The organism is Paenochrobactrum sp. BZR 201-1 (assembly GCF_044987585.2).
Lineage (GTDB): Bacteria > Pseudomonadota > Alphaproteobacteria > Rhizobiales > Rhizobiaceae > Paenochrobactrum > Paenochrobactrum pullorum.
In genome coordinates, this window is sequence record NZ_JBJDRZ020000009.1 from 1 (window position 1) to 24,182 (window position 24,182).

Here is a 24,182-nt window from a genome sequence, read left to right on the forward strand (position 1 = left end):
AGCCTCCCTACTGTCAAAACCTCAAATCAATAAAAACACTCAATAAAGACAATTGTTTGATCAGCTCCACATCCTAGGCTTTCGGGCGCAAGTAAAGGTTCATTCTCCAGCATTTACGTAAAGAAACGCTTGACTGCGGGTAAGTCCCGTTAGGCGGTCAGCAGGAAGTCAACCGGATTGCCGTTTTTGTCCATAGCTCAGAGAATAGCGTAAATAGCAACTGACTGCCTGCAGGATTAGACAGGTCACAAACTGACGACCTTTAAAGTCATTTTTGGAATGTTGTTTGAGCTTCTCAACAAGAACATTTAACAGCATGGAGATATCCTCCTCCTATGAGGATTGTCCAGAGACAATTGATTTGGTTGCGATTTTAAAATTGGGAAAGTCGTCAAAAACTCATTTATTCTTAAGGGTGTCATAGATGATGGCGAGCAGCTTTTGCGCGGTGGCGATGGTGGCCTTGCCCGTACCGGGCCGCTCCTTGATGCGCCGGTAATAGCTGTTGAGGTAGCCGGGGTCGCGGATCGCGATCAGTGTACATTGAACCAGTGTGGTGCGCGCCAGCTTTTCCAGCGCCCGCCTTGAGCCGAGACTTTTTTTGATCTTGATGCCGTGTCAGACAAATTGGGCGTAGATCTTGTTCAACAGCCGCGTGCGCTGTTTGACCTGCAGGTCGCGGGTATGGGTCAGCGAAGCCAATTCACTGTCGCGCGTGGATGTCACCTGGGTTTCCGGTAACATGTCCTTCGACAGAAAGAACGCCAAAGCCCGCGCATCGTTCTTGTCGGTCTTTTTCACCGATTTGCGGATCACCTGAAATTGTTTGGCATTGACCAAAACAACACGTTTGACAATGCCGATCACCTGATCACAGAACCATGAACTGTTGCCCGTCGCCTCTACCGCGATTTCGTCATCAACTGACAGGGTTGCGCAAAACTGGTCAAGATCGGCCTGGGCCAGCTGATACGTGGCGAGCGCTTCACCGCCGTCCTGATCCAGATGGCAGGCAGTAAAACTGTTGGTATGAAGATCGACACCGATATATGCCATTTGCTATACTCCCATGATTGGCGTGAGGCGGAATCCCGTAAAGGGATGTGAATGGCCAAGCCAAACTCCTATACGAGATCACCAGCCAAAACCAAGCCTCACGAGGGTCGTTCGGAAACAGGCGACGGGCAATCTCCTATGACGATAGACCAACATTCAATATTATGATTAAGCAATCGCTAATTCAAAAACTTTGCGAAAAGTCCCTCTAGTCTGCCCATTGAGACCGGGCAGAGATTTTGTTAACCAATGATACTCGTTGGGCAACAGGGCAAAATATTCAAACTATCATTTCACTCCCAACCGAGAGAGCGAGTAAATGATAAATATTTTTTTAGAACAACAGATTTCATATTATAAAAATTAATTTTTGAATAAGCGCTTAAATCTTAAGCCTTTTATTCGCTGTGTTGTAAAGCATCCCGCAAACTTTTCACGCTCTCTTTGTCGCCGGAAAGCCTCAACTCCCTTTCGACATGATCAAGGTGATGCGCCATGGCTTTCTTCGCCGCTTTCAGATCACCCTTACGTAAGAACTCGATAATTTCTGCATGCTCATCAGGGCCGCAATTATGTTTATCAGAATTGCGAAATGCTGCCGTGATCAAGGAACTGCGACTGATAAGATCACGCATCAATCCGGTCAGAAATGAGGCTCCTGACATTTCAGCCAACATTAAATGAAACCCGCCAGACAATTTAATAATCTCACGTTTGTCATTTTTGTCATTTGCAATGCGTTCAAGTTCGACGTGTTGCAGCATTGCATCAACTTTAGCACCGTCCAGACGATCGACTAAACGTTCAAGCACACGTTGCTCGACGGCACGGCGGATGTAAAAAATATCCTTCGCATCCTCGACGCTCGGCTCGGCAACAAAAGCACCTTTATTTGTCTCAGTTTCAATCAAACCTTCATGCGCAAGTATGGTTAAGACCTGGCGCACACGTGCCCGGCTGATACCAAAAATTTCTGCGAGTTCCGTTTCTTTCAGCCGCGTCCCCGGACGTAACCGACGTTCTGCAATCGAAAGCCAGATTCGTTCCGCGATCTGTTCTGTGGTTAGCGCTTCCATGGTCATCCTGAAATTGTTTGATTTGAAGCTAACTTATTTTTTTCTTTTAATCCAGAAGAAATGATGTCAATATTGTCGACAATCTAGTAGACAATTAGTCTAAAAATGAGTCGAGTGGGGGTTCCGATGGATTTTGATTTCACAGCAATCGATGCGGCTGACCGTTATCGGTTGCTGACTAATTTTATTGGCCCCCGCCCTATTGCACTTGTAACGACACGTTGTATCGATGGCCAAGATAATGGCGCTCCGATGAGCTTTTTCAATGTCTTTTCACACGAGCCTCCTTTGGTGGTTTTAGGCATTCAACCAAAGCTGGACGGCCGTGAAAAAGACACTGTAGCCAATATCCGCCGCACGTCAGAATTCACCGTCAACATGGTTGATATGGCTCTTTCCCAAACCATGCTTGTTTGTGGTTTGGGGGTCGAGACAGGCGTTGATGAATTAAAACTGGCCGGTGAAACGGTCAAAGCCGGTAAGCAAATTGATTGCTCGTGGATACCCGCCAGCCCTTGCGCAATGGAGTGCAAGGTTGAACGTCTGATCGAATATCCGCGTCGTGTTTTAGTGATCGGCGAGGTCGTTCATATGCATGTTCGCCGCGATTGTCTGGATGAACAAGGACGTTATGTGAACCCTGAAATTTACCATCCGATAGCCCGCCTTCACAGTGACAACTACATTGTTTCGGATCGGCAATTTGTGCTGAAAGCGCCTAAATTAGACGAGTTGCACAAGCATATAGAAGAAAAAGAAAAAAGATGAAAATCTTCCTGATTAATCCTAATTCGACAGAAAACATGACAAAAGTCGCGCTGAAAAGCGCGCAAAGTGTGGCTTCTGCAATTACAATCATTGAGACCGGCACAGGCATTGGTGCACCGCGCAGTATTGAAGGTTTTGCCGATGAGGCCATGTCTGTTCCCTCTATGCTGAACCAAATCCGTCGTGCAGAAATAAATGGTGCTGAGGCTACAGTTATTGCCTGTTTTGATGATCCCGGTCTTGATGCAGCCCGAGAAGTGGCCGCGGGGCCGGTCATTGGTATTTGTCAGGCAGGCATACAGGCGGCAATGATACTGGCAAAACGCTTTTCTATCATTACGACACTGCCGCGTTCAGTGCCTGTGATTGAAGATCTGGTGAAGCTTTATGGTGCTTCAGGTCATTGCCGCAAAGTGCGTGCCATTAACCTGCCGGTTTTATCTATCGAAGCAGAAGCCAATCAGGCTTTTAGGCTTCTGATTGATGAGATCTCGCGTGCTCGCGATGAAGATGGAGCTGAAGCAGTCGTCCTTGGTTGTGCAGGCATGTCGGAAATGGCTGCCAAACTTACAAATGCCACTGGTGTTGTTGTCATCGATGGCGTTGTGGTTGCCATTAAACTTGCCGAAGCCCTTATTGGTGCCGGTTTGCGGACTTCAAAATCCAATGCCTATGCCTTTCCACGGGTTAAAGGATGAGTACATCCAAAGAGTAGCGAGCAATATGTCGCATCAAAATTTGGTCTGTTAGCAGAAAGATTTGGAGGATCTTCTGCAAGATTGTCTACAAAACAGTTGACAGAATTTTTGATGTAGCTAACTTTTTCGATATCGACGTGTTTCTGAACACGGCACTGGGAGGAGAGAATTTGATGAGACTGAGAACGCTTATTGCGTTACTGGACGGTCGTGACGGATACCCGTCGCCGCAGCGGCGGAAAGATTGCTTTCCCTGTCTGGTTAATCTCGGATTATTGGCTGGCTACGGATGTAAGCCATGATTGTTTTTATCATTAAAAAACTCGCCAATGCGATTGTTGTGATGCTCTCTGTAGCATTTCTCGCCTTCTTGATTTTCCGCCTTGCGGGCGATCCGGTCGACATGATGTCATCCGAGCAAACTACTGAAGCTGATCGTGAGTTGTTGCGTGAAAAACTGGGACTCAATGACAGTTTTCTTGTTCAATATATGCGTTTTGTCCGCAATGCCGCACATGGCGAATTTGGAATTTCTTACCGAAACGGACAAGACGTGCTCGGCCTGATTGCCGAACGTTTTCCGGCAACCATGGAATTGGTCATTGTTGCAACTATTTTGTCGCTTGTGATTGGCTTGCCGCTTGGGGTTCTGACCGCAATCAAACGCGGGAAATGGTATTCGGAGTTTTTGCAATTCGGCTCGATTGTTGGTGTTTCCCTGCCAAGTTTTGTCGTCGGTATTTTGTTGATCCTAGTTTTTTCCGTAAACCTTGGCATTCTACCGGCTTTCGGGCGCGGACAAGTGGTTGATTTTGGTTGGTGGACAACAGGCTTCTTGACCAAAACAGGACTATTGGCACTGGTTTTGCCTTCAGTCTCGCTGGCACTTTATCAAATTACACTCATCATGCGTCTTGTCAGAGCAGAAATGCTTGAGGTTATGCGCTCGGATTATGTGAAATTTGCCCGTGCCCGCGGCATCAACCGTCACAAAATTTACTTCCGTCATGCACTTCGTAATTGTCTGATGCCGGTTGTAACCCTGACCGCCATGAATATCGGCACACTGATTGCTTTTGCTCTGATTACAGAGACAGTTTTTCAATGGCCGGGGATGGGCATGCTATTCATTCAGGCCGTGACATTCATCGATATACCGGTCATGGCGGCCTATCTTTGCCTTGTCTCTTTTATCTTTGTTTTCCTCAATACGATGGTTGATATCACCTATGCTGTGATCGACCCTCGATTGCGCAACTCGAAATAGGGGGCGGATATGGCGACAACAAGCACGACACCTTCACGTATCCAGCGTATCCGCAACAGTGATCTCTGGTGGTCGTTTAAAAACTCATGGTCGGCACGTATTGGTGCCTTCCTGCTCATCGTTTTGCTCGGCTCTGCACTGCTGGCTCCCTATATCGCCCCGCAAAATCCTTATGACACAGCATCACTGGATATGTGGTTATCGGAGCTTCCGCCGATCTGGCAGGAAGGCGGCCAAATGCCGTTTATCCTTGGCACCGACACACAAGGCCGCGATATGTTGTCGGTCTTGCTATACGGCACCCGCATTTCCGTTATGATCGGTTTTGCTTCTGTGTTTTTCTCATTGATTATCGGTTTGAGCTTCGGCCTGTTTGCGGGTTATTTCGGCGGTCTTCTTGATGATCTTTTGATGCGGATCGGCGATATTGTCTTGTCTATTCCGACAATTTTGATCGCGATCCTAGTCTCGACTGTCGTGCGTCAAATTTTACCGCCCGATTTACGTGAAATCGGAGCTGCCGGTGTGCTGGTTCTCGCCATCACCTTGTCGGCATGGGTGCAATATGCACGAACTGTGCGGGCACAGGCTATTGTCGAGCGTGGCAAAGAATATGTCATGGCGGCAAAACTTTTAAATGTTCCCAACCGCCGCATCATGTTCAATCACATCCTGCCCAATACGCTGACGCCTGTTTTGGTCGCAGCCACTTTGAGCTTCGGCATGGCGATTTTAACAGAAGCCACCCTCTCCTTCTTAGGCATTGGCATGCCTCCGGGCCAGCCTTCGCTTGGCACATTGATCCGTATCGGCAACCAATATCTGTTCTCCGGTCTTTGGTGGATGGTGATCTTTCCGGTTGTTCAACTTTCCTTGCTGGTCGTCTCGGTCAACCTTCTTGGTGACTGGTTGCGCGATGCCCTTAATCCAAAGCTGAGGTAAATCATGTCTGATCTCATTATCCGCAACATCCGCCCTTTGGGTGAAGAAACGACAGATGTCTTGATCCGTGATGGTATTATTGTTGAATATGGCAAAATTGCTGATTTGCCTGACTTTCCAACCGAGGACGGTAATAATGCCATTCTTTGGCCGGGGCTCATCGATGCACATACCCATCTCGACAAAACGACATGGAACATGGATTGGCATGTCAATAACCGTCCTGCCAATTTGCGCGGACGGATTGATTTCGAACGGGAAACCCGGCTCGAATTAGGGCTTGATCCGCATGTCCAGTCCATGCGCCATGCCATCGGCCTTGCAGCACATGGGGCTTCACATATCCGCAGCCATGTCGATATTGATCTGGCACATGGTTTGCGTTTGGTTGAGGGTGTGCAAAAAACCCGCGAGAAATTGCAAGGCATTATCGACATTCAAATTGTCGCCTTCCCACAGTCCGGCGTGATGGTCATGCCCGGTGTCATTGATCTCCTTGACGAGGCATTGGCCAATGGTTGCGAGGTTTTGGGCGGCATCGACCCATGCGGCATTGACCATGATCCGAAGGGGCAGCTGGATGCCATTTTTGCGCTGGCTGTAAAACATGGCAAGCCGATTGACATCCATCTTCATGAAGCAGGCGAACTGGGTGCCTTTACCATGGAGCAGATATTTGCCCGCGTGCGTGCAAATGGCATGCAAGGCAAGGTGGATATCAGTCACGCTTTTGCGCTGGGCATGAATGATTACCTGCGTGTCGAGCAATTGATCGAACAAATCGCTGAACTCGATATCGGCATTGCCACCACAGGTGCGCCTTCGGCAACGGTGCCATCACTCAAACGGTTGCGTGAAGCGGGGATCCGTGTGGGTGCCGGCTGTGACGGCATCCGCGATACATGGGGGCCTTGGGGCCTGCCGGATATGATGGATCGTGCAAGGATTATTGGCATGAAAAATGGTGTGCGCTCCGATATTGATCTGCGCCACATGCTTGAACTTGTCAGTCAGGGCGGCGCTGATCTCATGCGCCTTGAGGGTTATGGCGTTAAAACTGGCTGTAAAGCTGATTTCACGCTTTTGCAGGGACAAACAATCGGCCATGCCGTTGTGCAGCCCGCAACACCACCACTAGTTGTGAAAAACGGCCAAGTTGTTGCCCGCAACGGAATCTGCATTGTGAGCATGCCATGATAAAACATAATCCTGCACAAGCCGCATTGGCGGATCTGACACTGGGTGCTCGCCCTGATGGCCGCACCTTGCTGACCGCTCAATGGGTTCTTGCCCATGAAAACGACCAGCACATCCTTCTTAAAAACGGTGAAGTGGTCATCGAAAACGGGTTGGTTATTTTTACCGGTCATGGTTTTGGCGGTGATGTTGCGCGCCGTATTGACTTCGGCGCATCACTGATTTCACCCGGCCTCATTGACCTTGATGCTTTGTCCGATCTCGACACCACCATTCTTGGGATCGACCATTTTCCGTCTTGGAAAAAAGGGCGCGTGTGGCCGCTTTCTTACGTCGAAAACGGGCCATATGAGATGTATTCCGCTGAGGAACTGGCGTTTCAAAAGCGCTTTGCTTTCGGACAACTGCTTTTAAATGGTATTACGACAGCAGCCCCCATCGCCTCGCTTTTTTATCGGGAATGGGGCGAAACAGTAGCCGAATTTGATGCGGCGGCCGATGCTGCCGGTGAATTGGGCTTACGTGTTTTCTTATCGCCCGCCTATCGCTCCGGCGGCATGGTTTTGCATCAACCGGGTGACATGCGGGCACATTTTGACGAGCCGCGTGGGTTTGCAGGTCTTGATGCTGCCAGTGATTATATCGCACGCCAAGCGGGCCGTTATGACGGTTTGATACAGGGGCTGTTTGCGCCGGACCGCGTGGAAACCGCAACGGCGGGCTTAATCCGTGAAACGATGAAACGGGCAGAAGAGCTTGATGTACAGGTGCGCCTGCATATGGCGCAAGGTGTGATGGAAGTTGAAACTGTCCGCGCGCTTTACGGCTCGACTGCACCTGTCTGGCTTGCCAAAGAAGGGCTGCTTTCATCACGTTTGATGGCACCTCATGCCACCGAAGCGACAGAAGAAGATCTTGCACTTTACGCCGAGCATGGTGTTTCGGTCATCCATTGTCCGTTGGTTTCCGGACGTGGCGGCGGCAGCCTCAACAGTTTTTCCAAGCTACGCGATCTTGGCATCAATATTGCGATGGGCACGGATACAACGCCGCCTGATATGTTGATGAACCTTTTAGTAGGTCTCATCACATGCCGGATGAATGATGGCGGGCCTGAGCGCATCATGACACGCGATCTTTTCGATGCGGCAACTCTTGGTGGCGCAAAGGCACTCAACCGCCCAGATTTGGGTCGGCTTATGAAAGGTGCACGTGCAGATATTGCGGTTTTCGGGCTTGATGATGTGATGATGGCGCCGTCAATTGATCCGATCACTACATTGGTCACCGGCGGATCAGGCAAGGTGACACGCGCAGTTTTTGTCGATGGCCGTCTCTCGATGCGCTTTGGCGAAGTTGCAGGCATTGACATGCAAGCCGCACGTGATGAGGCACAGGCGCAATTTGATCGTCTGGTCGCGCAATATCCTGCACGCACATGGGGCCATCCGCCTGTCAGCGAAATTTTTCCTCCAAGCTATGTCATGCGGGAGAATGTTGATGGCTGAATCAGTACAAAATTGTCTTGAAGTCAAAGACCTTGTGGTAGAATTTCCAAACCGTCATGGCACGGTGACAGCACTCAACAAGGTTTCGCTGACAATCAAGCCTGGCGAAATTTTAGGCATGGTGGGTGAATCGGGTGCCGGCAAATCCATGACCGGCCTCGCCATTCAAGGGCTGCTTGAGCGTCCGGGCCATATTGCGTCCGGTGAAATCTGGCTCAATGGCCGTCGTATTGACGGGCTTAATGATCGGGATATGGAAACGATCCGCGGTCGGGAAATCGGTGCGATTTTTCAAGATCCTTTAACCTCGTTGAACCCGCTTTTTACAGTCGGCGCACAGCTTGTGGAGACCATCCGTCAACACCAAAAATCAATGAGCAAAGCAGATGCCCGCAAACGTGCAATCGAGCTTCTGATTGAAGTCGGCATTCCCGCACCCAATGAGCGTGTTGATCATTATCCTCATCAATTTTCCGGCGGGATGCGTCAACGGGTTGTTATAGCACTGGCGCTGGCGGCCAAACCAAAGCTTATTATCGCCGATGAACCAACCACCGCGCTGGACGTATCGATTCAAGCGCAGATCACCGGACTCTTGCGCAAGCTTTGCAAAGAACATGGAACAGCCGTGCTGCTTGTCACGCATGATATGGGGGTCATTGCCGAAACGGCTGACCGCATTGCCGTTATGTATGCCGGTCGTCTGATCGAGGTCGGTTCAGTTGAAACAGTGCTGAAAAGCCCCTCCCATCCTTATACCAAAGGGCTGATGGCTTCTATTCCAGCGCTCGGCGCACGTGTTGCCCATCTTCATCAAATCGACGGTGCAATGCCGCGTCTCAATGCAATCCCGCCAGGTTGCGCTTTTAATCCGCGCTGTATTTCAGCAGGGCCGCGTTGCAGCCGTGAACTACCGGAGCTCATACCAACATCAACTGGTGCTGCGGCATGCTGGTTGCAAAACGGAGGTGTGCAATGACAAGACAACAAAATATGGCAACTGCCGAGAGCACAGCATTAAAGGTCAGCCATCTTGATCGCATCTTTGATGCCTCGCCGTCCTTTCTTAATCGTTTGATTTACCGGCAGCCGCGCAAATTTTTGCATGCGGTCAGTGATGTCAGTTTTTCGGTTCCCCACGGTGGCTGCTATAGCCTTGTAGGAGAATCCGGCTGCGGAAAATCAACGGTTGCAAGGCTTGTAACCGGCATTTATGCACCAACATCGGGCGAAATCCGCTTTCTGGCTGGCAAAAATGGTGTGCCGCTTTCTGCCCAGATGATCTTTCAAGATCCCTATGCGTCGCTCAATCCGCGCTGGCGGGTAAAGAATATCATTGCAGAACCTTTACGCGAATTGAAACTGCGCAATAGCGCAGCCGAAATTGATGCCCGTGTGGCAGAATTGCTCGGTATCGTAGGGTTGGCTGCAACGGATGGCGACAAGTTTCCGCATGAATTTTCCGGCGGACAACGCCAGCGAATTTCTATTGCCCGTGCATTGGCATCCGAACCCGACTTTCTGATTTGCGACGAACCGACATCAGCACTGGACGTTTCGGTGCAGGCACAAATTCTCAATCTGATGCGCAAATTGCAGGATGAATTGGGGCTGACCTATCTCTTCATCAGCCATGATTTGTCTGTTGTCCGCCACATGTCGGATAAAATCGCTGTTATGTATCTTGGGCGTATTGTCGAAGAAGCCGATACGGAAACGCTGTTTGCCGATCCCAAACATCCCTATACGCGCTTGTTGTTACACACTATTCCGAACGTAAACGAGCCGCATCGTGATCGCGAGATTGTTGCCGGAGAAGTTCCAAGTCCGCTGGCACCACCGCCCGGCTGCCCGTTTCATACACGCTGCCCGATTGCAGAAGCAAAATGCAAAGTTGAACGACCAGAATTGATGCAAAAAACCGATGGAGCACGCGTTGCCTGTCACCTTGCCTGAAAAAGAGGACTTTGCAGCAAAACCAACCATAACCCATTCAATACCAACAATAAGAACAACAGACCTTAGGAGAGGAACTATGTCTACTATCATTAAACTTGCCGCCGCCGCTTTGGCGCTTTCAGTCAGCGCATTTTCTGCGCAAGCCGAAACAGTTAAATGGGGTTCGCGGGCGGATATTTACTCGCTCGATCCAAATTCCATTCCATCCACCTCGAACCTTGCCTTCCTCAATCATATTTATGAAGGCCTAATCCGCTATGACAAGACCTTCAAGCTTGAACCGGCGCTCGCCACAGAGTGGGAATTGGTCGACAATAAAAGCTGGCGCTTCAAACTGCGTGAAGACGTAAAATTCCACGACGGAGCAGAATTTACCGCAGATGATGTTGTTGCTTCCTTCAAGCGCGCGGGTGATCCAAATTCACCGCTCAAAGGTAATATGCCGCTTTATAAAGACGTTCGAAAAATTGATGATCACACAGTTGAAATCGATGTGACTTCACCATCATCGCTTTTCCTCAATGACATCACCAATATTTTTATCTTCGATGAAGGCTGGCTCAAAGCCAACAATACTGAAGAACCAACACGCTATGATGAGGGTAAAGAAGGCTACGCCACAACGCACACCAACGGCACCGGCCCTTTCCAATTGGAAAGCCGCAAGCCTGATGCCATGACGGTTCTGACAGCCTATGAAAATTGGTGGGACGAGCGCCAACATAATGTTGATCGTCTTGAATATATTCCAATTACCTCTGCGGCCACGCGTGTTGCCGCTCTCCTTTCCGGCGAGATCGATATTATTGACAGTGCACCTATTCAGGATCTCGATCGCTTGAATGCCGATCCGAACGTAAATGTTAAAAGCCTGACCGAGTTGCGTACGGTTTTCGTCGGCTTTAACCGCCGTGACAAGTTACCAAATGGTGCGGAAAATCCGTTTAACGACATTCGTGTGCGTCAGGCGTTTGAATTGGCGATTGATCGTGATCTGATCAATAAACGTGTCATGCGTGGGCTGGCGCGCCCTTCCGGTTCACTGATTGCACCTGATATTGCAGGTTATTCAGCTGAAATTGATACCTATGAGCCAGCCAATGCGGAAAAAGCGCGGGCGCTCTTGGCAGAAGCGGGCAAAGAAGGTCTCGCTTTCAATTATACCTGCATGAACGATGAAAGCATCAATGAAGAAGATTGGTGTCAGGCCATTTCAAACTTACTGACCCGTGCAGGTTTCAAACCGACAATCGACATGGGGCCGCGCGCTATTCAATCTCCTAAGCGTTCAAAAGGTGAAACTGAAGTTTTCAACTTAAGCTGGGCCAATGAACCGACACTGGATGCCTTTTCACTGCTTTCGCAAGTGCTCGCAACTAAAGACGGCACATTTGGCGTTTCAAACTATGGCGGATGGTCGGTTCCGACTCTCGATGAAAAAGTGCGCGAGGCTGCAAATATGGTTGATCCGGATGAGCGTATCAAACTGGAGGGCGAAGCTTTGAAGATCGCCAAAGATGAAGTGATGGCCATTCCGCTGCATCAACAGCCGATTGCATGGGCAACAAACAAGAAAATTGAGTCAATGGATTTACGGGCCGACAATAAAGCACGCCATTGGTTCACCGTTGTAGGTCAGGCCAAATAATAAAACTATCATGCCGCTCCGTTTTGACGGAGCGGCATTTTATGAGGGGGCTTCATGCCGAACGAGCTTGATAAATTACACTTGGGGCAGCGTCCCCAAGGCCGAACTCTGCTGACCGCAGATTGGCTTTTGGGTTATCGCGACGGCAGCCATGTTTTTCACCGCAATGGCGAATTGGTGATTGAAGGCAATTGCATAATCTATGTCGGCTCACGCTTTGAAGGTGACGTTGCGCGCCGTCTTGATTTTGGTGCCGCACTGATATCTCCGGGTTTGATCGACCTTGATGCTCTGTCCGATCTTGATACTTATAGTCTCGTTCTTGATAACCAGCCGGGCTGGTCGCGCGGGCGCATCCATCCTGATACCTATCTGGCAAAAGGGGCTTACGAAATGTATTCCCCTGAAGAGCTTGCTTTCCAGAAGAAATTTTCATTCGCCACCTCACTTTTAAACGGTGTGACAACCGCACTGCCGATTGCATCCTTATATTATCGTGAATGGGCGGAAACGGCGCATGAATTTGATGCTGCTGCCGATGCAGCCATTGATATTGGCTTAAGGGTTTTCTTAAGTCCTGCTTATCGATCGGGTGGTGCAGTCGTTGATCAGCACGGCACGATTGATCTTTATTTTGATGAAGAACGCGGCTTTAAAGGCCTTGAAACGGCATGTAATTTTATCCGTCGTCGCGCGGGCGATGGTGCCGGCTTGATCAATGGTTTGCTTGCACCTGACCGCGTCGAAACCAATACGGCCAAATTAATGCAAGCGACATTCAAAGTAGCAGATGAGCTTGATGTTCCTGTTCGCATTCACATGGCGCAAGGCCAATTCGAGGTTGATATGATGCGCCGTTTGCATGACGCAACTTCAGCTGAATGGCTCACCTCACTTGGTTGTTTCAATGATCGGGTGATCGCACCACACGGCACCCACGCAACTGAAACTGATCTTGATCTTTATGCCGAACATGGCGTGACACTTGCGCATTCCCCGCTTGTCTCTGCACGTATGGGTTCTATTTTGAAAAGCTTTGCGTCGATACGGCAAAAAGGCATCAATATCGGTATGGCGACCGATACCGCACCACAGGATATGTGGATGAATATGCTGACAGGTCTTACGGCCTGCCGGATTGCGGAAAAGCGTTCCGATGCCGCCTTCAGCGCGGATTTTTTTAATGCTGCCACCCTTGGTGGAGCACGCGCTTTAAAACGTTCCGACATTGGCAAACTCGAAGCTGGCGCACTTGCTGATATCGCCATCTTCCGGCTGGATGATCCGGCGATGACCCCAACCGTTGATCCAATCACAACATTGGTTCTGGGCGGGACAGGCAAAGTTACCGAAGCGGTTTTTGTTGATGGCAGATTGTCAATGCGCCGTGGTCAGGTGGCCAATATCGATATCAAAGCCGCACGCGTGCAAGCGCAAAAACAATTTGAAGGCTTGGTCGAAAAATATCCCGACCGGAGCTGGAAACATCCTTCTGTAAACCAGCTTTTCCGCCCCGCTTTTCCCATTATTGAATATTGACGAGGTTGCTATGATTGAAACCATTTTCACAAATGCCACTGTTTTGACGATGGACGCCGACCGCCGGATCATCGAAAATGGTTTTGTGCGTGTTGCAGGCGACCGGATTATCGGGATTGGCCGATCGGATGAAGCTGCACCTAAACCAGAAGACAAAGTGATTGATTGCCACGGCAAACTGGTTATGCCCGGCCTTATCGACGCGCATGGTCATGCCGGACATTGTTTGATCCGCGGCATTGGTGTTGATACCAATCCGTTATGGATGCGTATTGTGACACCTGCTTATTGGCATGCGACCACGCGTGAATTCTGGGCTGTCGAAGGCATGGTTTCTGGCTTGGAGCGTCTTCGCGCCGGTGTCACAACTGGTGTCAGCATCATCAGTTCCATGCCACGCAGCGATGATCCCGAATTTGCTATTGGTCATGCCCGCGCTTATGAACAAATAGGCCTGCGCGAGATTATTTGTACCGGTCCCGCAGGCCTGCCGTGGCCGCGAGAGGCAACACGCTGGGACAGCGGCAAGCCTGTACGCCATGCCGTGACTTTTGATGAAATGATGGAAGGGGCAGAGGCAACCATCCAATCCATTGATGGCAGCGGCGATGGTCGCATTCGTGTTTATTTAACCCCTTTTACCATCGTGCCTTCGGTTGACCCGTCCAATATGTCTTCGCCTGATCAAGCAGCACAGCTCAAACAGGTTGATCGTGATCATGCCCGCTCTGTCAGAGAACTTGCACGTAAATATGGTGTGAGGCTTCATTCAGATGCTTTTGCGGGTCAAATCAGACTTGCGGCGCAAGACAAAGAAAATGCGCTGCTTGGCCCTGATATTCATCTACAGCATTGCTGGGGTATTTCGCATCAGGAAATTGATATTCTGGCCGAGACCGGCACCTCTGTCACCCATGCACCTCCCGGCCGTTCTACGCCGGTGATTGAAATGATGGCTCGCGGTGTCAATGTGGCGATTACCACCGATGGAACGGCACCAAACCGCTTTTTTGATATTTTGCAAACGGCGCGGCTGTTCCAAGCAACCCAGCATGTCTTGCGTAATCATGACCGCTATTATTTCCCGCCGGGTAAAGTACTGGAAATGATCACTATCGACGCGGCGCGTGCTTTGGGACTGGATCATGAAATCGGCTCGCTGGAAATTGGCAAAAAGGCAGATATTATCGTCATCGATATGCAAGCACCTCACCTGACGCCTGATTGGCAGCCGGTGCATCGTTTGATTGCGCAAGCAATTGGCAGTGATGTTGAAACCGTGATGGTCAATGGCAAAACCATCTATGATGACCGCCGTGCACTGAACGTCGATGAAGCGGAAGCTTTACACGAAGGCAACCGTGTTGCCCGTGAATTTGTCACCAGAGCCGGACTTGGCGAGCATCTTCGAGATCCGGGCTGGGGGCAGGTTTACCGCACTTTCGACGAGCCTGTCGAAGTCGCACCCTGGTCATAAGATAAAAGAAGCCCCATGATGCAGATATGATTTAAAAAAGAGGCCGATAACGGCCTCTTTTGTTTTATAATATAATCAAAGTCGCTTAATCATCTTTGCCGTAAATACCGGTATGGATGACACCATCAGCACCGCACCAAGCACGGTACATGCCCGGACTATTAAATGGCAGTTCAATATTGCCTTTGCCATCAATAGCAATCAATCCGCCTGAACCACCCATTTCACCCAATTCACGCACCACATCACCTGCGGCTTGCGCAAGGCTTTGATTGGCCCAACGCATACGTGCATCAATTTCGTGCCCCACTGCCCAACGAATGAAATATTCACCATGACCGGTGGCAGAAATAGCAGCGGTTTTATCATCTGCCCAAGTGCCTGCGCCGATAACTGGGCTGTCGCCTACACGACCAGGTGTTTTCGCAGTCATGCCGCCTGTGGACGTTGCAGCCGCAACATGGCCATGTTTGTCCAGCGCCACAGCACCCACAGTGCCATGTTTACGAGCCGGATCACCATCATCGGCCAGACCCAAACGGCGGCGCTCCATTTCGGCATTCAAAGCATCAAGGCGTTGCTGGGTGGAAAACCATTCCGGTTCCATCATTTCCAACTCTGCTTTTTCACAAAAACGTTTGGCACCCTCACCCCCCAAAAAGACATGCTCCGTTTTTTCCATCACTGCACGGGCGGCCAAAACCGGATGACGCGGGCCACAAATACCGGTAATCGCTCCGCAATCCCGTGTTGCACCATCCATAACGGCCGCATCCATTTCATGGGTTGCATCAGTCGTAAAAACAGCGCCTCGTCCGGCGTTAAAAAGAGGATTGTCTTCCAGTGCCATCACGGCAGCAGTTACAGCATCAAGAGCGGTTCCGCCTTCATTCAAAATATTCAAACCTGCTTCCAGACAGGCTTTGAGACCTGCATGATATGCAGCTTCACGTTCCGGTGTCATATTGGTTTTCAAGATCGTGCCCGCACCACCGTGGAGTGCAATAACAGGAGTAATTTCAGACATAATATTCCTCAGATATTGGTATGTCCGGTGCATAAATGCCACCGATAAAAATGCCGGACTTTTTGTATAGAACAATGCGCGTGAGAAAGAAATAAAGCGGTTTCGTTGATTTCAAAAAGTTGAAGCCGTTTTTATGAAAGTTTGAGAAATAATTTACCAACACAGCGGCAACATCGTTTAAAAGATTGACAATAAACAACGAACTTAATCGGAATGGCCGGAGGGAAAGATGCGGGTTTATATATGTGCGGATATTGAAGGTGTTGCAGGCGTTGTCACGTCCCAGCAAGGCCAGCCCGGCAATCCGGAATATGAGCGCGCACGACGTTTAATGACAGAAGAAGTCAATGCAGCCATAGAAGGTGCCTTGGCGGGTGGTGCCGATTACATACTGGTTAATGACTCTCATGGCCCTATGGTCAATATTATTCCGGAATTATTGCATTCATCCGCAGAGCTTATTCTCGGACGCCCAAAAAAATTCAACATGGCGGCCGGTCTGGATGAAAGCTTCGACATGCTTTTCTTTACCGGTCATCATGCCAGTGCAGCGCAATATGGTGTTCTTGCCCATACGACCAATGGATTTGCTTTTCGCGGCATAAAACTTAATGGCCAACAGGTTGGCGAACCCGGTTTTTACGGCGCTTATGCCGGTGAACTTGGTGTACCCGTCGCTTTGATCACCGGTGATGATCAAACAGAGAAGGAAAACCGCCCGTTTTTCCCTGAAGCAGTATTTGCAACTGTCAAAACAGCTCTCGGTAACCGAGCAGCACGTCAGGTGTCTGTTCATAATGCACGCATGATGATCCGCGATCTTGCCAAAAAAGCGGTTGAACGCAAAAATGAGCTGAAGCCTTGGAAGCCTTTTACTGGCCGTATTCATGCTGAATTTACGATGAATTCGCCACTTCTTGCCGATCAGATGGCGATTATTCCTTGCGCCCAACGAACAGACGCAACAACCATTAGCTTTGACTGTGAAAATATTGCTGAAGCGGTCGGATGGATGGGTGTTCTTTCAGGCCTCTCCGCCAGTGTAAGATAAGTTTAAATCCAGCAACAAACTCCGATCATGTCATAGATTGAAATGATCGGAGAAATCATTATTAAGCCTCCGGCTAAACAAGCGATACTGTTAGCGTTTGTTTACGAAGGCAACAAACTTGCGCCCATCAGTTGCAAATCAATAGCGCGTGCTGCCTGTCTCCCCTCACGTATAGCCCACACCACCAAAGATTGCCCCCGCCTGACATCACCGGCGACAAAAAGTTTGGCGACTGTTGAGCGATAATCCGTCGTATTGGCTAAAACACTGACATTGCCGCGTGTGTCGGTTTTCAGTTTTAACCGCTCACCCAATTGTTCAATCACACTCTGCTGGTCAGGGCCGCTAAAACCCAGTGCAATAAATGCCAAATCAGCCTGTAAGATAAATTCCGTGCCGGCAATAGGCTTACGTCTTTCATCAACACTGCAACAGGTTATATGGGTTAATTTACCATTTTCACCACCAAACCCGAGTGTCGCCACCTGAAATTCGCGCATTGCTCCTTCAGCTTGTGATGAGGAAATACGAAGTTTAGTTGCCCAATATGGCCAGACACCAAGCTTGTCTTCCCGCAACGGAGGCTCAGGGCGGATATCAAGCTGTGTGACCTGCACCGCGCCTTGACGAAATGCAGTACCGACGCAGTCAGATGCAGTATCGCCACCGCCCACAACCACCACACGTTTTCCATCAGCCGAGATTGTTTCATTGAGCTGCCAATGCCGCGATTGCTCATCCTCTTTGCCGACACGACGGTTTTGTTGAACCAGATAAGGCATGGCATCATAGACACCATGCAGCTCACGCCCCGGCAAGGCCGGATCGCGTGGTGTCTCTGCACCGCCGCAATAGAGCGCGGCATCGTAATCATCCAATAATTGCTGAATTGCTATATCTTTGCCAATTTCAATGCCGCAATGAAAATTGACCCCTTCACCCTGCATTTGCGCTAGACGACGGTCGATCAGATGTTTTTGCATTTTAAAATCAGGAATACCATAACGCAGCAAGCCACCGGCACGGCTTTCACGCTCATAAACATCAACCCCGTGTCCAGCCCGTGCCAACTGTTGCGCTGCTGCCAAACCTGCCGGTCCTGAACCAATAATTGCCACGCGTTTGCCGGTTTTGATGGCAGCAATTTGTGGCTGCATCAATCCCAATTCGAAAGCTTTATCTGCCAAAGCCTGTTCGATCGTTTTGATCGCCACAGGCATATCTTCGAGATTAAGCGTGCAAGATTCCTCACACGGTGCCGGACAAACACGACCGGTAAATTCCGGAAAATTATTTGTCGAATGAAGATTGGCAATCGCTTCTTGCCATTGACCGGAATAAACCAAATCATTCCAATCGGGGATCTGATTATTGACCGGACAACCAGTGTCACCACCTTTATCACCATGGCAAAAAGGCACGCCGCAATCCATACAGCGCGCAGCCTGCCTTTGCACTTCTGTTGTGCTTAAAGGCAGCGTAAATTCACGAAAATGCCTGATACGATCCGAGGCTGGCTGATATGGCGCAACCTGCCGATCAATCTCCATAAAACCTGTAACTTTACCCATTTCAATAACCTGTTCTTGAGCTGGAATGTGATTTACTCTGCTGCAACCGGATTGCGCAGAAATTCCATTTCTTCCAGCGCACGGCGATATTCGACCGGCATGACTTTGACGAATTTCGGGCGATATTGTTCCCAGTGATCAAGGAGGGCTCGTGCCTGTTTGGAGCCGGTATAATGATGATGATTGGTCAAAAGCTGCACCAATCGCTCCTCATCATGGCGGGTCATATTGCCCGACACATCCACCCGCCCTTTATACATCAGGTCTCCGCCTTGATGGCTCAGGCGTTCCAGAATATCATCTTCCTCTGCAACCGGCTCCAGCTCGACCATGGCCATATTGCAGCGTTGTGCAAAATCACCGGCCTCATCAAGCACATAAGCCACACCACCAGACATACCGGCTGCAAAATTGCGCCCCGTTTCGCCGATGACCACCACAACGCCGCCGGTCATATATTCGCAGCCGTGATCGCCTACACCTTCAACCACCGCAACAGCTCCGGAATTGCGAACGGCGAAACGTTCACCTGCTTGCCCGCATACATAGCATTCGCCTTCAATGGCACCGTAAAGCACAGTATTGCCTGCAATGATTGCCTGTGCTGCATCAAGTTTGCTGCTCTCGTCAGGACGAATAACAATGCGACCGCCGCTGAGCCCTTTACCAATATAATCATTGGCCTCGCCAAAAAGTTCAAAACTGATGCCATGCGCCAGAAAAGATGCAAAAGATTGTCCGGCTGTACCTTTAAAACGCACTTGGATCGTGTCTTCGGGCAAACCTTTATGGCGATATTTGCGCACCAAAGCTCCTGAAAGCATCGCACCCACGGAACGGTCGGTGTTTTTGATTGTTTTTGTTAAAACAACCTTCTCGCGCCGCTCCAATGCCGGTTCCGCTTCTTTAATCAATTGACGATCCAGCACATCATCAATCGGATGGTCTTGACGTTGTGTGCAGCGCAGCTTTTCTGCATCATTACTAGCCGTCAATGGACGGTAGAAAATGCGGCTGAAATCCAAGCCTTGCGCTTTCCAGTGATCAATCGCTGCTTGTTGCTCAAGCAAATCCGTGCGACCGATAATGTCATCGAGTTTTTTAAAGCCCAGTTCCGCCAGCAATAAGCGCACTTCTTCAGCCAGATAGAAAAAGAAATTGATCACATGTTCCGGCGTTCCTTTAAAGCGACGGCGCAACACCGGATCTTGGGTCGCAACACCAACCGGACAGGTATTGAGGTGGCATTTGCGCATCATGATACAACCGGCAGCAATCAAAGGTGCGGTTGAAAAACCAAACTCATCGGCACCAAGCAAAGCGCCGATAATCACATCGCGTCCGGTGCGCAAACCACCATCCACCTGAAGGGCAATACGTGAGCGCAAGCCATTCAAGACCAGTGTCTGATGCGTTTCGGCCAAGCCTGTTTCCCAAGGTGAACCGGCATGTTTAAGCGATGTCAGCGGTGATGCACCGGTGCCGCCATCATAACCGGAAACGGTGATGTGATCGGCACGCGCTTTGGCAACACCGGCAGCCACAGTACCAACCCCCACTTCCGACACCAGTTTAACCGATATATCAGCTTGCGGATTGACGTTTTTAAGATCGAAAATCAGCTGTGCCAGATCTTCAATCGAATAAATATCATGATGCGGCGGCGGTGAAATCAAACCAACACGCGGGGTGGAATGGCGTGTCTTGGCGATGGTTGCATCAACTTTATGGCCCGGCAGCTGGCCGCCTTCTCCCGGTTTTGCACCTTGCGCCACTTTAATCTGGATCATATCGGCATTAACCAGATATTCTGTTGTAACGCCAAAACGTCCCGAAGCAACCTGCTTGATACTGGAACGATACGGATTGGATGATCCGTCAGGTCGCGGATAAAGCCGGTCGGGTTCCTCGCCGCCTTCGCCCGTATTGGATTTGGCACCCATGCGGTTCATGGCAGCAGCCAATGTCGTATGTGCTTCGCGCGATATTGAACCAAATGACATTGCACCGGTGGAAAAACGCTTCACAATTTCTGTGGCAGGTTCAACATCCGCCAGATCAACAGGTTGTTCTGCGCGTTCTACAGCGCTTTTAAGATGAAATAACGAGCGAATTGTTTTGGCGGCAGCTGAGCGGCTATTCAGCATATTTGAATATTGGGCAAAACTTGCCGGATTTTCATTGCGCACGGCATGCTGCAATTTTGCCACCGCATCCGGTGACCACATATGGGCTTCGCCGCGGATACGATAGGCATATTCGCCGCCGACATGAAGCGCATTGGTACCACCAATTTCTTTGATGAAAGCTGCGTCATGGCGCAGCACAGTTTCCTGCGCCACTTCCTCCAAGCCGACACCTTCGATCATTGATGCAGTACCGAAAAAATAACGGTCAACAAATTCTTGTTGCAGGCCGATTGCATCAAAAATCTGCGCCCCGCAATAAGACTGATAGGTCGAGATGCCCATTTTAGACATCACCTTGAGCATACCCTTACCAAGAGATTTTATATAACGGTTGACCACTTCACGGCTATCGACTTCCGCCGGAAATTCACCACGATGATGCATGTCGATTAATGTATCGAAGGCAAGATAAGGATTGATTGCCTCCGCGCCATATCCGGCCAGACAGCAAAAGTGATGCACCTCGCGCGGCTCGCCCGTTTCCACCACCAAGCCGACAGACGTACGCAATCCCTTGCGTATCAGATGATGATGCACGGCAGCCGTTGCCAGCAATGCAGGGATTGCAATACGATCGGGCCCGACCTGACGATCAGACAAAATAATAATATTATAACCGCCATGCACAGCAGCTTCAGCCCGTTCACAAAGACGCTCCAATGTGCCGCCCATACCAGCTGCACCTTCATTGACCGGATATGTCATATCCAGCGTTTTGGTATCAAACCGATCTTCGGAGTGACCGATCGAGCGAATTTTTTCCAAATCTGCATTGGTCAAAATAGGTTGGCGCACTTCCAGACGTTTGCGCCGCGAGGTGCCGACAAGATCAAAAATATTCGGTCGCGGACCAATAAAAGATACAAGGCTCATCACCAGTTCTTCACGGATCGGATCAATCGGCGGATTGGTGACTTGCGCAAAATTCTGCTTGAAATACGTGTAAAGCAGCTTGGCTTTATCCGACAGCACCGAGATCGGCGTGTCAGTCCCCATCGAGCCGACAGCTTCCTGCCCTGTTGTCGCCATGGGTGCCATCAAGAGCTTGGTGTCTTCCTGCGTGTAACCAAAACTGCGCTGACGCTCCAGCAGGCTGACATCACGTCGTAATGCGCGCGGCTCTACTGGTGGCAGCTCCTCCAGCACCAACTGGGTATTTTTGAGCCACTGGCGATATGGATGGGCATTGGCGATTTGTGATTTCAACTCATCATCACCGATGATGCGCCCCTGTTCCAAATCAATCAGCAGCATACGGCCGGGCTGTAAGCGCCATTTTTTGACAATGCGGCTTTCCTCAACCGGCAAAACACCTGCCTCGGACGCCAAAATAATACGATCATCATCCGTAACCAGATAACGGGCAGGACGCAAACCATTCCGGTCAAGTGTTGCGCCAATCTGGCGGCCATCGGTAAAGGCAACCGCGGCAGGACCGTCCCAGGGTTCCATCAAGGCTGCATGATATTCATAGAACGCCTTGCGTTCATCACCCATCAATTTGTTGTTGCCCCATGCTTCAGGGATCAGCATCATCATTGCATGGCTTAAAAAATAACCACCTTGCACCAGAAATTCGAGCGCATTATCAAAGCATGCCGTATCAGATTGCCCCTCATAAGAGATCGGCCATAATTTAGAAATATCATTTCCAAACAACTCGCTATCGACTGAAGCCTGACGTGCTGCCATCCAATTGACATTGCCGCGCAATGTGTTGATTTCACCATTATGCGCAACCATGCGGTATGGATGCGCCAAGCGCCAAGAGGGAAAAGTATTGGTGGAAAAGCGCTGATGAACCAATGCCAGCGCACTTTCAAAACGCGGATCATTCAGATCGTGGTAATAAGCACTGACCTGAAAACTTAAAAACATCCCCTTATAAACAATAGTGCGCGCGGAAAGCGAAACGATATAAAAACCTTTATCATCGCCATTATTTTCTTGATAAATCCGGTTGGAGATCACCTTGCGGAGCACAAATAAACGCCGTTCAAATTCATCCTCAGAGGTGATCGACGGATTGCAGCCAATAAAGACCTGCATATGATAAGGCTCAGTCGCAATAATATCCGGTTCTTTTGAAAGAGACGAATTATCAACCGGCACCTCGCGGAAAGCGATAAATTGCTGGCCTTCCATTGTTATAACTTCACGAATTAAGCTTTCAATCTGGTGACGCAATTCTTCATCGCGGGGCATGAAGAGATAACCGACACCATAATGACCGGCTTCAGGCAGCTGGATGCCGCTTTCAGCCATTTCTTCGCGAAAAAAACGATGCGGGATCTGAACCAAAATGCCTGCACCGTCACCCATCAGCGGATCGGCACCCACGGCACCACGATGGGTGAGATTTTCCAGCATTGACAAGCCATCGCGCACAATTTGATGCGACGGCTTGTTTTTCATATGTGCGATAAAACCAACCCCGCAGGCGTCATGTTCATGGCGCGGGTCATAAAGCCCTTGCTGTTGCGGCAGGGTGCCATGATGCAAATTTGTTTTAAAAGATGCGCTTCGATCCACGACGGGATCTTCGGTAATATGCTGGGTTTTAGGGGTTTTGATCGATGTTATTGTTTTGCCGCTTTTCTCTGTATGTGTGTGAGCTTGAATTGCCCCAACAGAATGCGACTTAATAAACATCGAAACCTCCTTAGATCCGGTTTTGGATCATGTGCCGGTTCAGACGTGCGGCTGCAACCCGTCCTCCGGACGGGATGAAAAACGGCACCGAGACGGCAGAATTGATAAATAAGTTGGAAAAACTGCTTATTCCGAGAAGAAAGCAGAATAAAAAAAGAGTGCCATGCAACAGATCAATCATCATGTCCTCCTTCTTTCTTTCAAATGATCCAGATATGAGATCAGTTCGTATCGCAATAAGATGCGAGCCATCTACGGAATAGTTCTCGTCAGAACAGTCAACAGCATTTGCATATGCCATTCCATTATCGACTGAGAACACAGGTTAAATTGAAACATCACACACTGCATTGAAGCCAATTTATAGCTAGCTCAATAGGTCAGTAGTGCTGCCCTATTATTTTATTGCAGATTTTTTACGCTTCCACAAGACCGAAATGATCGAGACGGCAACATTTTTTGCAACTTTATTGCGCTTGCATACTTCTTTTATGGAAAATCAATGATTTATGCTGGCACGCACTGATAACAAAAAATATCTCTTAAACGCATAAAAA

Annotated in this window: 16 protein-coding genes and 2 pseudogenes; 12 read left to right on the forward strand and 6 right to left on the reverse strand. The window is 49.6% G+C overall.

All coding sequences use genetic code 11. The annotated features are described in order from the left end of the window. Positions 1–116: 116 nt before the first annotated feature. From ACI0FR_RS07710 to ACI0FR_RS07720, 3 genes and pseudogenes are all read right to left on the reverse strand, one after another. Positions 117–318: pseudogene (locus ACI0FR_RS07710) on the reverse strand (hypothetical protein); the annotation flags it as partial. Between the two features lie 81 nt (positions 319–399). Continuing rightward, positions 400–1,056 (reverse strand): annotated as a pseudogene (locus ACI0FR_RS07715) (IS110 family transposase). 398 nt (positions 1,057–1,454) lie between these two features. Continuing rightward, on the reverse strand, positions 1,455–2,138 hold the full coding sequence (locus ACI0FR_RS07720) for a GntR family transcriptional regulator (RefSeq protein WP_461667922.1): 684 nt from the start codon (positions 2,136–2,138) through the stop codon (positions 1,455–1,457). A 120-nt stretch (positions 2,139–2,258) separates the two neighbouring features. On the opposite strand from ACI0FR_RS07720, the gene ACI0FR_RS07725 reads away from it, so the two are divergent. The 11 genes from ACI0FR_RS07725 (at position 2,259) to ACI0FR_RS07775 (ending at position 15,135) form a co-directional block, all read left to right on the forward strand. Then, entirely contained in the window at positions 2,259–2,900 is a 642-nt protein-coding gene (locus ACI0FR_RS07725; protein WP_374831181.1) for a flavin reductase family protein, read from the forward strand. Further along, complete coding sequence (locus ACI0FR_RS07730) at positions 2,897–3,598, forward strand: aspartate/glutamate racemase family protein (protein WP_461667923.1); 702 nt, start codon at positions 2,897–2,899, stop codon at positions 3,596–3,598. The genes ACI0FR_RS07725 and ACI0FR_RS07730 overlap by 4 nt, the downstream gene beginning before the upstream one ends. A 298-nt stretch (positions 3,599–3,896) precedes the next feature. Then, on the forward strand, positions 3,897–4,865 hold the full coding sequence (locus tag ACI0FR_RS07735) for an ABC transporter permease (RefSeq protein WP_461667924.1): 969 nt from the start codon (positions 3,897–3,899) through the stop codon (positions 4,863–4,865). Positions 4,866–4,874: 9 nt separating this feature from the next. Continuing rightward, entirely contained in the window at positions 4,875–5,807 is a 933-nt protein-coding gene (locus ACI0FR_RS07740; protein WP_374831187.1) for an ABC transporter permease, read from the forward strand. A gap of 3 nt (positions 5,808–5,810) precedes the next feature. Continuing rightward, a complete protein-coding gene (locus ACI0FR_RS07745; RefSeq protein WP_461667925.1) occupies positions 5,811–7,004 on the forward strand; it encodes an amidohydrolase family protein in 1,194 nt (397 codons plus the stop codon). Beyond that, positions 7,001–8,512 carry an amidohydrolase family protein gene (locus ACI0FR_RS07750; protein WP_461667926.1) on the forward strand — a complete coding sequence of 504 codons (1,512 nt, stop codon included), beginning with the start codon at positions 7,001–7,003 and terminating at the stop codon, positions 8,510–8,512. Before ACI0FR_RS07745 ends, ACI0FR_RS07750 begins: the two co-directional genes overlap by 4 nt. Then, a complete protein-coding gene (locus tag ACI0FR_RS07755) occupies positions 8,505–9,491 on the forward strand; it encodes an ABC transporter ATP-binding protein (protein WP_374831193.1) in 987 nt (328 codons plus the stop codon). The genes ACI0FR_RS07750 and ACI0FR_RS07755 overlap by 8 nt, the downstream gene beginning before the upstream one ends. Continuing rightward, positions 9,488–10,468: an ABC transporter ATP-binding protein gene (locus ACI0FR_RS07760; protein ID WP_374831195.1), complete on the forward strand. Its 981-nt coding sequence runs from the start codon at positions 9,488–9,490 to the stop codon at positions 10,466–10,468. The genes ACI0FR_RS07755 and ACI0FR_RS07760 overlap by 4 nt, the downstream gene beginning before the upstream one ends. A gap of 79 nt (positions 10,469–10,547) precedes the next feature. Next, entirely contained in the window at positions 10,548–12,119 is a 1,572-nt protein-coding gene (locus tag ACI0FR_RS07765; RefSeq protein WP_461667927.1) for an ABC transporter substrate-binding protein, read from the forward strand. Positions 12,120–12,173: 54 nt separating this feature from the next. Further along, the gene (locus ACI0FR_RS07770) at positions 12,174–13,658 is read left to right on the forward strand and encodes a chlorohydrolase family protein (protein WP_461667928.1); all 1,485 of its coding nucleotides are present in this window, start codon (positions 12,174–12,176) and stop codon (positions 13,656–13,658) included. Positions 13,659–13,668: 10 nt separating this feature from the next. After that, on the forward strand, positions 13,669–15,135 hold the full coding sequence (locus tag ACI0FR_RS07775; protein ID WP_374831201.1) for an amidohydrolase family protein: 1,467 nt from the start codon (positions 13,669–13,671) through the stop codon (positions 15,133–15,135). A gap of 85 nt (positions 15,136–15,220) precedes the next feature. On the opposite strand, the gene ACI0FR_RS07780 is transcribed toward ACI0FR_RS07775, so the two are convergent. Then, positions 15,221–16,162: an isoaspartyl peptidase/L-asparaginase family protein gene (locus ACI0FR_RS07780; protein WP_404908856.1), complete on the reverse strand. Its 942-nt coding sequence runs from the start codon at positions 16,160–16,162 to the stop codon at positions 15,221–15,223. A gap of 229 nt (positions 16,163–16,391) precedes the next feature. On the opposite strand from ACI0FR_RS07780, the gene ACI0FR_RS07785 reads away from it, so the two are divergent. After that, positions 16,392–17,213 carry a M55 family metallopeptidase gene (locus ACI0FR_RS07785; protein ID WP_374831205.1) on the forward strand — a complete coding sequence of 274 codons (822 nt, stop codon included), beginning with the start codon at positions 16,392–16,394 and terminating at the stop codon, positions 17,211–17,213. A gap of 101 nt (positions 17,214–17,314) precedes the next feature. Here the strand turns inward: ACI0FR_RS07785 and ACI0FR_RS07790 are convergent, their stop codons facing one another. Then, positions 17,315–18,784 (reverse strand): glutamate synthase subunit beta, encoded by a 1,470-nt coding sequence (locus ACI0FR_RS07790; RefSeq protein WP_404908853.1) that lies wholly within the window; start codon positions 18,782–18,784, stop codon positions 17,315–17,317. A 32-nt stretch (positions 18,785–18,816) separates the two neighbouring features. Beyond that, positions 18,817–23,505, reverse strand: coding sequence for a glutamate synthase large subunit (gltB, locus tag ACI0FR_RS07795; RefSeq protein ID WP_404908871.1), 4,689 nt, complete (start codon positions 23,503–23,505; stop codon positions 18,817–18,819). Positions 23,506–24,182 lie beyond the last annotated feature (677 nt).